The 11,250-nt window shown below is 39.6% G+C and carries 2 protein-coding genes and 1 pseudogene; all 3 read right to left on the bottom strand.

All coding sequences use genetic code 11. The features are described from left to right. Positions 1 to 2,294 (bottom strand): annotated as a pseudogene (locus GBO31_RS22790) (T9SS type B sorting domain-containing protein); the annotation flags it as partial. 119 nt (positions 2,295 to 2,413) lie between these two features. After that, entirely contained in the window at positions 2,414 to 3,394 is a 981-nt protein-coding gene (locus GBO31_RS22785; RefSeq protein WP_246615965.1) for a PorP/SprF family type IX secretion system membrane protein, read from the bottom strand. A gap of 5 nt (positions 3,395 to 3,399) precedes the next feature. Further along, positions 3,400 to 11,163, bottom strand: coding sequence for a T9SS type B sorting domain-containing protein (locus GBO31_RS22780; RefSeq protein ID WP_219010914.1), 7,764 nt, complete (start codon positions 11,161 to 11,163; stop codon positions 3,400 to 3,402). Positions 11,164 to 11,250: the final 87 nt, after the last annotated feature.

Here is an 11,250-nt window from a genome sequence, read left to right as displayed (position 1 = left end):
ACGATATCGCGAACAATTACCAAATTAGGCTCAAAATTATTCTTAAAGACATTGAAGTAAAAATCAATCTCACAATTCCCATCAAACTCTACTCGAATCCTATATTCACCAGCTTCGGTAACCGTGAAATCCCTAGTCGTAGCTACCTGAACCCAATCAGGATCACAGGTGCTATCCAAAGTAGGACAATCCTCATCTCTTGTAACAGATGGACATGCTGCTGGATCTAATCGCTCCCATACAATATTGGTAGCATCTACAAAGCCTGAATCTAAATACTGAGAGTCCGTAGCTCCACATAAGAAAATCTCTGGCAAAGGATCTCCCGTAATCGGACATGTACGTACATTTCCATTTATAGATGGATCCTGAGCGATAGGAACTATAGGGTTGGTAACCGTATTAAATGCTGTAACCGTCCATATCTCGAACAGATCATTACAATCTGGATTACCTGTTTTATCAACACGATACACTCCCGATGCACTAACAGTTAATGTTTGCATATTTCCAACAACCATACCCGTACCTAAATCCGTCCAAACATAGTTTGGAAATCCTCCTCCAGCTACTAAATCTAAAGTACCTGTACATAAAAAAGCGCTGAAATTACCATCACAACTGTCTAAATCAATTAAAAAGTTAGAGGCTCCAGGTTCCACAAAGCGACAAGCATCTTGACTTAAAACACTACCTTCTCCTGATCTAGTGATACCAGAAATAACTCCTGTATAGGTTGAAGTAGCAATATTCTCTATTTCATTACTACAAGCATCTCGTAAATCAGCACAACTGGCAACTACTTCAACTCCAAAACGAATGGTTAAGGGAGCATCAAATCGTTCTACCACACCATCATCAAAATCAAAACGCACTTCTCTATTTCCATTTAAAAGCGTTGCTGTAACACCCGCTGGCGTAGTAATTGTGCCTCCTACAAAATCAACATTTGCTGGTAAAATATCATCAATAAAAGCATTAGTAATATCCTCGTTTCCCTGATTTTCTATTGTTAATTCATAAAATAATTGCTGGCCTAAAACCACATCTCCACCAGTAATATCCACTGCGTTATTATCTAAAACTCTTTTAAACACAGTTAAATCCGGTTCAATAACTTCTACTGCAAATGTGCTCAAAAATGCACTGTAACTATCTCCTGCAGTGCTCAAGCTGAACTCTACAGAAGTTTGGTTATTTCCTATAATAGTATTTCCAGTATTTGGGATATCAAAAATATCTAAATCAAAACCTAAAGTATTTTCCGAGGCAGGGCTACGAGCAGTATTGTAAGCACCATCTACAGAAACAGAACTGTTAAAAAAGTTGGTTACATCATTTACAGGATCTGCAAATAATGGAATCTCAAAATTACCTAATGGTTGGGAAAAAATTGCCAAACCATCTCCCGTAAAGTTAGTATCTCCTTCTAAAGCAGCAATACCATATCTAGCATTTACTGGTAATGGAGCGGGTAATGTTTGAAAATTATCATATAAGAATGTAACTGGAGGGTCATTTGAACCAATTTGTCTAAACCCATCTCTAGTACTAATAAATTTTTCAGTATCCGTAGGATCCTCATAAACTAACACTAACGTCCATCCAGAGGCGATACCCGGACCAGATGGTCCAATCGCAGATCTTACATTTGCCACAGTATAAGTCCCTCTAGGATCTGCGAGAGAAGTAACAATGTCTGTTACATCAGCATAACATACATAAGGTATATCTTTAGCGGCACGGTCGTTAGGATTTGTTGCAGTATTTCTATAACCATCATAAATAACACCTCTATTGGTAGCCACAGGAACATCCACATAATTCGCTGCACCTGGAACTCTTAATTTGACACTTCTAAAATCAGGTCTGGGATCGGGTAAGGGTAAACCTTGCGTGATAGGATTATTACTATCAGATTTTTCGATATAATATGTAGCGGTCCAGTATAATCCCGCGTACCGTATTTGTTCACAACCACTAGGTAAAATAAGATCTGCACTACTTGATCCAAATGTATCATCAACAAGATCTCCATCTTCATCGACAAAACCATCTATATCGATATATGCGACGCTTTGTCCATTATTATTTCCTGGTGTATTATTATCTCCATTAGGGTTAGAATCTAATCCTGTTACTGCATTTCCAATTAGAACTAGATCTCCTCTAATATTTAATTCACTGGCAGCTCTTGTTTCAAATTCTCTGTTCCCTATAACTACTTGTCCAAATGATTCATAGAAACAACAAAACAGTAGTATCCATATACAACATTTTGCTAAGGGGCGCATAAGTCGTGGTTTACGTTAATTAATAAAAATGCTAAAGATAGCAACGTCAAATTGCTATCTTTAGAAATACAAGATATTTAAAACATTATTAAGTTTTATTTAACATTATTTAACATTATTTAGTAGGTACATCCACACTTACTTTGTCTACATCCGAAGTCGATTCCTAAGGTAATCATATGAGAGCCTGCTGCATTACTCGCATCAAAAACCTCATTGATGTTCACCTGATATCCATACGCTACATAAAAATTAGACTTCTTAATCCCAATCATTGGTGATACCGATAACGGCTTAAAATCCTGATCCACTAACGAGCGTAAACTAATTCCCGCCCAATAGTAATCACTACGGTGTAATTTACGAACCTTCAAGTTCAAATCTGCTGTACTCCTACCATCTCCAGCAAAACTCTGATACAACACCGAAGGCTCAACCTCAATGTCACTAAAACGATCATAAAACGTATATCCTGAATACACATAATAATTCTGGATCGTAGAGGGCTCCGTAGGATTAAAATCATCTATCTGCTTCTGTAATAAGTTTACAGCATTCGCACTCAAGAAAAATCTCCCCAATCTATACAAAATACCAATGTCAAAATTCGAGTTGTTAACCGTAACATTCTCCAAACTCTCACTCGGTGGCTGATTCGGATCTCCATCATTAAACTCCGAAGTGTCAATACCAAACTGGGTAAACTTATAACTAATACCAAACGATAAATACTGATTCGTATACTCATTCAACGTTAAATGGTGTGCAAACGATAACTGAACGCCCTTCTGGGTCGTAAATCCATTCTGATCATTAAATAATATCGCTCCTACTCCTGAACGATCCGAGATACGACCATCTACAGATAACGACTGCGTTCCTGGGGCATCCGCAATATCAACCCATTGCTCAAAACCAGAGGCGCGAACCTGCCAACAATCTCCAATACCAGCATAGGCACTCGATATCAAATACGGATTGTCCGCTATATACTGATTCTGAACAGGTGCAAAAAACTCCTGACCGTAACTATTAATCGCTAACATAACTAATAACAAAACACTAGCTAGCCTCATCATATATCTTCTGTACGTTCTCATACTTATTATCTGTATAAAGTAAAGTGACCTGTAAATTCTCTATTATCCTTGTCGTTTAGAATGATCGTAAACCAATAGTCTCCCGATGGTAACTCACTACCCTGGTAAATACCATCCCAACCTTCTTCATCGCCAATAAACTCCGCTAACAACCTTCCGTATCTATCAAAAACCTTAACCTCCATATCACTAAAGAAGAATGGATCATTAACCGGATCTGAACTATCCTGACGTGGATACCAAAGATCATTTGTCCCATCCCCATCTGGTGTGAAGTAATTTGGAATAACTATATTGATAAAGGTTAACTCCTGAACTCCTATCGACTCACAGGCCATAGTATCTACAACGCGTAACGCATAATCCGCAGTCTCGTCTATAGAGAAAATATTACTGTCTAACTCTCTATAATCCGCTTCCGTCAGATCATTAACCGTTAAGCCTTCTGGGATAATCGCTACATAATAAATGTAATCACCACTACCTCCAGTAACTATAATCTCATACTCATTCGGATCTTGTGGATTACCCGTCATCTGTGCGATCGGTACCGATAATGGTGTATACTCTACTACCTCTATCTGTGCAACTGGCATATCACATAACGATGGATCATGAGTAACTAACCCCTCATAAACTCCTGGCGTAACAATAAACGTACCGGTAGTGTTATTATCGATAATCGATCCATCTGAAGGATTGATTAAATAATACGTAATCGTTCCGGTAGTAACCGTATCATCATCCAAAATAAAGTCTATATAATAAATCTCATCGGTAACATTACCCGATATCGGATCTATAACTGGACAATCCATCCTTGAACTCATAACAGCTCCTAAATTAACTCCTGGAGTAATATCTAATGCTAATGGAAATTCACAGTTCGCACTATTAGTAAAGTCACGTATAAACAAGGTAGTAATACCCCCTGGTAAATCCGTGATCACTAAATTCGTAGGATCCAATACTGGATTGAAATTAGTACCATCTATACTCCAGAAGTAAACAGGGTTCATAGGATCTGGTCCTACAGTACCTCCGCTTATCGAAACGGTAGCGGTACCATCTGACTCTCCTGCACAAGATTCTGGAGTCGTGGAGATAACCATACCGTCTATAGCGGAAGGCTCACTGATAATTAAATCTGTAATCGTTATTGGACATCCTCTAAAATCTTCTATCTCTACTCGATACGTCCCTGCACCTAATCCATCAAATACATGACGACGTAATTCATTGTCACTATCATCTTCTATGAATAAAAATAAAGCAGTACCTGAACTATCATATAACGAATAGAAATATGGGGCTGTACCTCCTTGAACAGGAGCATCCGGTGGACCGAATGGACCTATTTCTATCCTTCCGTCTGATTCACCATTACACGTAATATCAAAAACCTCTACCTCTGCCTCAAATTCTTCTGGCTGGGTAATACTAAATGGGGTGTCCTCTGGTCCACAATCCTCACTGGTAACACTATAAACATAATCCCCAGCTAATAAATCCCCAAAGAAACTCTCCGTCTGTGGACCTATATTTACCGCTGCTCCTGTGTAATCTGTACCCGTTAAGGTATACATATAATTACCTAAACCACCCGTAACTTCTGAATCTATCGATCCCGTAGCTTGACTGAAACAGATAACTTCTGTATTACCTAAATCTAAAGCAACTACTAAGTCCTCCGGAGCACGTACCGGTACCAAATTCGATGGACCACCAATACAACCATTCGCATCTCGTACATAGAACTGGTAATCTCCTGGTACTAATGATGTAAAGGTATCTCCTGGTACAAAAGTAACGCCGTCTAAACTATACTCATATGGTGGAGTACCGCCTGATCCTGTTACCTGAATGTCTGCCGTAGGATCTGTACAACTAGGATCTCGTAACGTATCTACACTAACCATAACCTCCGTAGGAGCGGTAATCGTAACAGTAGCACTAGAATCACAATTCAAATTATCCGTAACCGTAATCGTATATGTGTCTGGACCTAAATCTGTAAATACATACATATCGGTTGTACTTGTAAACTGTGCAGAAGTCGTCCCTGATGAATTCGTAATGCTAAACAAATACGTACCTACTCCTTGACCACCACTTGCTGTAGCCGTAATCTCAGCATCAACACTGTCAAAACATAACAATGGTGAGGTCTGAACAGCAACAACTCCTGTGTTAACTGGGGCAGTAATCGTAATATCTGCTGAGGCATCACATAAACTCGCATCGCGAACACGAACGGTATATGTACCTGCATCTAGGTTCTCAAATAATCCATTACTAACTACTCCATAAGCTATAATTGGGGTGCCTGCTGGTTGCTCTAACTGATACTCAATCGTACCGGTACCTCCAGTGCCTACTGCCTGAATAGATGCATCATCTCCAGGATTACACGTCTCTAATGAAACTGGATCCACTACAACACTCAACTCCGCAGGAGAGGATAACGTAACGCGATTCGTCGTCTCATCACAGAATGGACTATCTAAGGCCTCTACAAAAATCTCATAGGTACCCGCTGGTAATCCGCTTATCAATAATGGATTCGATACAGCTGTATCGCCTGATCCACTCGCAGCAACCGCACCACTAACCGTATTGGTAACTGTATAATTATACGTACCTGTGTACATCGATATATCTAAATTCAACTCACCATTACTGTCTCCAAAACATGCAATGTCTGTAACTATAGAAGCCGTAGCAACTATCAAATCAAAGGGAGCTACTTCATATGGAGCCGTATCTATAGAACAACCCGTATCCAAGTCGGTAATCCTAAATACATAACTACCTACTCCTGGTAAGTTAAACGTAGCACTCGTAGTACCTGATGGATCTTCTGCAACTACCTGAACATCTGCACCTCCTACTGGTAATAAATCAAACTCATAACCCCCAACGTTCCCTAAAATCCTATCTACTGAAACCGTAACAACCTCAGCATTTGGAGCATCACACGTAATAGCAGATACTTGAGTAACTAAAGCATTGTTCATTATTGGGAATGGATCAACTACAACTGTAGGTACTACAAATGGACAATTGTTCGAATCCATAACTGTAATATCGTAGTTACCTGCTACATCTGCATCAATAATAAACTGAACGCCCGGTGTAACAGCATCCGCATCAACTACCGCTACATCACTAACTGTAATACCCGGTCCTGTATAGGAAATCGTATAGTCTGGCGTACCATCAACTATCGTAACTGTTATATCTGGGAAAACATCACTRTTGTCTGCTGCACAACTATAAGCATTCTGGGTCGCACTCGCAGTWACCTGTGTAGGATCTACTAGCGTAATATTATTCTGTGATGAACAGCTCGTAATCGTAGARGTAACTACTACTAAATACTCGCCTGCKCCTAATCCATCAAACAATGGATCATCYGTCTGGTCTGGACCTATCTGAGCACCCTGAACACTACCTGTGAAATCAAATAACTGATAGGTATATGGAATATCTGTACCTACTGGTGTCGTTACCAATATAGATCCATCACTAGAACCTACACAATTTGGATTATCTCCCGTTAAAGCAACTGTAGGATCTGTTGGAATTTCTCTAGTAACTGTAGCTGTAGCATCACATCCTGGTGCAGGTGCAATTCCTGAATCTGTAACAGTAATACTATAACTACCTACTGATAAACCAGTAAATACATTACCACCAGCTCCATTCTGAGTAATAGGACCAACAGCAGCCGATGCACTATCAGTACCTGTTAATACAAAGGTGAAGTTGMCTGGGTTCGTCGCAAAATCAGAACCACCACTAACGGTAACGGTAATATCTCCATTGAAATCCCTACACGTAGGCTCAACACTAAAATCAGCACTCACTATTAATTCAGGATAAACAATCATCTGGTCTGTATCTGTACAACCATTAGCGTCTCTTACGAAAATATTATAAATTCCTGGTCCAGTAACTGTAAACTGATGTTCTGTATTACTTACATTTCCTGCTACATAAACAGGAGCATCTGGTGTTAATGGATCTCCGTCATCAATACCATACTCTAAAGTACCTGTACCTGTAGCCGTAACTGTAAATGTATAATTATTATCAAACGTACAGGCGTCATCTACAAACGCAGGAACACTTACAAAATTAGGATCTGCTATCTCTGTAATCGTAACATCCAATGGACCTGCAGAACAGAAACCTGGAGCAGCAGCAGTAGCACTAGAATCTATGACATAAATATCCCAATCTAAATCTAAGGCTGGATCCAATAACAGTGTACTATTTGTAACATAAGCTCCAATACCTGGGGCCGGAGCTCCATCAACTACAGCAGCATATCGATATGGTGGTGTACCTCCTTGACCAACTACAGTAACCTGGGCATCTATATTACAATTCGCAGCTGTCTGCGAAACCAATATGATATCCAATAACGGTGGCTCGGTAATACTAAAGTCTATCGTACCTGTACAGAATGGATCCGTTGGTGTGGCCACAGCTAATGTATAATTACCTATACCTAAATTCGGAATAGTCAATGAATATGGATCCGTAGCAGCAGCATCATTTCCGGTTAAAACTGAAACCCCCGTTGCACTATTAAATAACTCCCATTGTAACCCTACTCCAGCAAATGATGTAACATCAACTGTAATCGAACCATCACTCAGACCATTACAACTAATATCACTCAACGTATCTAAAGTAACTGTAGGAGAAGTAGCATTACTCTGCGGTGTCAATGTCTCTCTGTAAACACAGCCTCCACCATCTCTTACCTCAACTATATAACTAACACCAAATAATAAACCATCGAACTGATGTAGATTTCCTCCTGCCCCTGGAATCACAACAAAGGGTGCCGGTGGTGGTGTACCTAATCCATTGGTAAGACTAAAATTACCTAATGGTGCTGGCTCTCCTACTATTCTGATCTCAAAATTAGGATTACCATTACCAATAGCAATGTCATAAACAGCTCCATTAGCATTACAATCCGATGGACCTGCATCAAATAATATCTGTAAATCATCCGGTGGACTCGATACTGTAATCGTATTAGTTGTAAATATACATCCAACCTCATCCTCTACGGTAATGTAATAAGTACCAAAATCAACCTCTCCAAAAGTTAATGTCGTTGCGGTTGTAGCTGGAGCTGGGTTTGTCGATGTAAACACTGCTGGAAGAGCAGTAGCAGCACTAACTAAAGTACCATCCGAATTAAATAATGTATACGTATATCCTGTAGTAGTAACTGTACCTCCAACTACATTATCAACGATAACCGTACCGTAAGTAAAGGATCCTGCTCCAGTACATGTAACCGGAGTAAAATCAATATCAGCATTAATAGCTAATGGCTCATCAATTGTTACATTCCCCGTTAAAGTACATTCCTTAGCATCGCGTACTACATAATTATAGGTCCCCGCTCCTAAGCCTGAATAAACCGTCTGTGGAGAAAAAGTAACTCCATTGTCTATACTCGTCTCATATGGACCCGTACCAACTGTTGTGTCTATTGTAAAGGTAATAACACCAGTAGTGTCTCCATTACATAAAATATCCGTCGCTACAACAGTAGCTACCGGATCTGGAGCCGGATTTACTATAATCGTATCTGTCGCATCACATCCTTCACTATCTGTAACTGTAATATCATAAGTACCAGCACGATTTGTACTATAAGGAAAAGTACCCGTAAACAAAGCATCCGTACTTCCATTGTAATCTACAGAAAATGTATTACCTCCATTCCCACCTGTGGTAGATACATCTATAACAGCATCTGGACTAGCACTACAATCTAAATCCTTGGTTAATGACGCTACTAGCGTTAACTGGTCTGCTATCGTAAAGGTAATAGATGGCGTAGAACATCCATTCGCATCATTCACAAAAATAGTATACGTACCTGGTGTCAATCCTGTAATCTCAAATGTGTTCGCAGGATTCGGTGGAGAAGCCAAGAATGTAACTGGAACTGGTGCATTTCCATCCAAAACATATTCAAAAGGACCTGTACCTCCACTTATCGTGATCCATTGACTCGCCTGATCCGTAGTATCATAACATGGATCTCCGCCAGCAACTGCTGTAATTGTACCTGGTGAAGTCTCTCCTACAACAACCGTATCATCAAACTCACATGCTGCTGCAGTATTTCCATCTCTAACAAAAACGGTATAAGTACCGCCCGCTAATCCACTGAAAACATTACTGTTCTGATAAGCAACTATTACTGTCGTACCTGCCGCATCACTCAACTGATACTGATATCCGCCATTACCGCCTGTAGCATTTACCGTTATAATACCTGTACTAGCCCCACAATCTGCAGCATCAACATCTGCTGTAAAGCCAAGGACTGTTGGTTCATTAATAACTACTGTATCTGTTGCAGTACAGTTTGTTGTGTCATCTGTAACTGTTATTACATAACTTCCTCCTCCTAATCCAGGAACAGAAATTGTAGATGTTGTTTCTCCTGTACCTGTAATCGGCGTGCCTACAGGGATAGAACCTCCTGTAATTTCATAACTATAGGTCGTCGTTGTTAAATCTACACCCGTTACTTCAAAAGAAAGTGAACCATCTGTATCGCCATTACACGTAGGCTCCGACGTTGGAGTACCATTTACAGCTATAGGGTCTACATTGTCTATTGTGAAACTTTCTGAGTATACACAACCATCTGTAGTTGTTCTTGCTTCAAAAGTATACGTATTACCTGCTGGTAATGTATAAGTGTCATTCGTGCTAAATGCTGTCGCACTTCCTGCCGGAGCTGTAATCCTATACTCAAAACTACTAGCACCATTAGTACCTGTAGCTGAAACCGTTACTGTAGACTCTAGTGCTGGACAAACAACAGCGGTAAGAGAAAAGTCTAAATCTGTAACCTCTTGTAATGGGTCAATCGTTAAATCTCCTAAATTAACAGGACATGCCGCCGTATCTGTATCTCGTATCCATAATGTATAAGTGCCTGCTGTTAAGCCTCCGAAAACTCCTGTAGTATTCGTAAAATCAACACCATCTATACTATATTCATAACTACCATTTCCTCCCGCTGGATTTGATACTGTAATTTCTCCAGCAATAAAAGGTGATCCAGTAGCATCACATCTTAAATCTTCTGTAATCGCTATATCAGCTGTGATCGAGGTAGAAGCACCAATCGTAATAGATTCTTCTTCAGCAGGGCAACCAAAAATATCAGAAACATTGATAATATGAGTTCCAGCAGTAACTGTAAATGTTTGAGTATTACTATTACTTGTTATTGTTTGAGCTCCATTATCTAAATCATAGGTATAAGGACCTGCACCGGCAGTAACTGTAACTAAAATTGAACCAGGTTCTGCAGGACAAACAGGATCTGTACCAGTAACTGTAACTTCTATTGGCGTATAAGGGTTTACTGTAACCGGATTTGCATCGACAAAACAACTAGTATCCTGATCTGTAACTGTTATTGTATAAGTTCCCGCAGCTGTAAAACGAAATACATTCGTAGTAGATGGTTCTGGAGACAGTAATTGAAAAACTGGATTACTAATACTGTAATCAAAATTTCCAGAACCTCCTGTAACATTAACTTGAATAAGTGCAATAAATTCATCTGGATCAAACGGAGGTGCCGTTGGATCGTATTCTGGTGAATCTGGGTCATTCAAATTAATATTGGGTTGATAATTAGGGTTACATTGCAAGTCTCTAATCAAAACCGCAGAAGCTGTAAAGGTTGCAGCAGGAGATATTGTCACCTGTTGTGTATCTATACATTCTCCATCATACGATAAAACCTCTACATCATAAACATCAGCATCTAAACCTGTAAATATATGATTCGG

The sequence above is a fragment of the Aquimarina litoralis genome (genome assembly GCF_019295435.1).
Taxonomy (GTDB): Bacteria; Bacteroidota; Bacteroidia; order Flavobacteriales; family Flavobacteriaceae; genus Aquimarina; species Aquimarina litoralis_A.
This window is presented reverse-complemented; position numbering and strand designations above follow the sequence as displayed.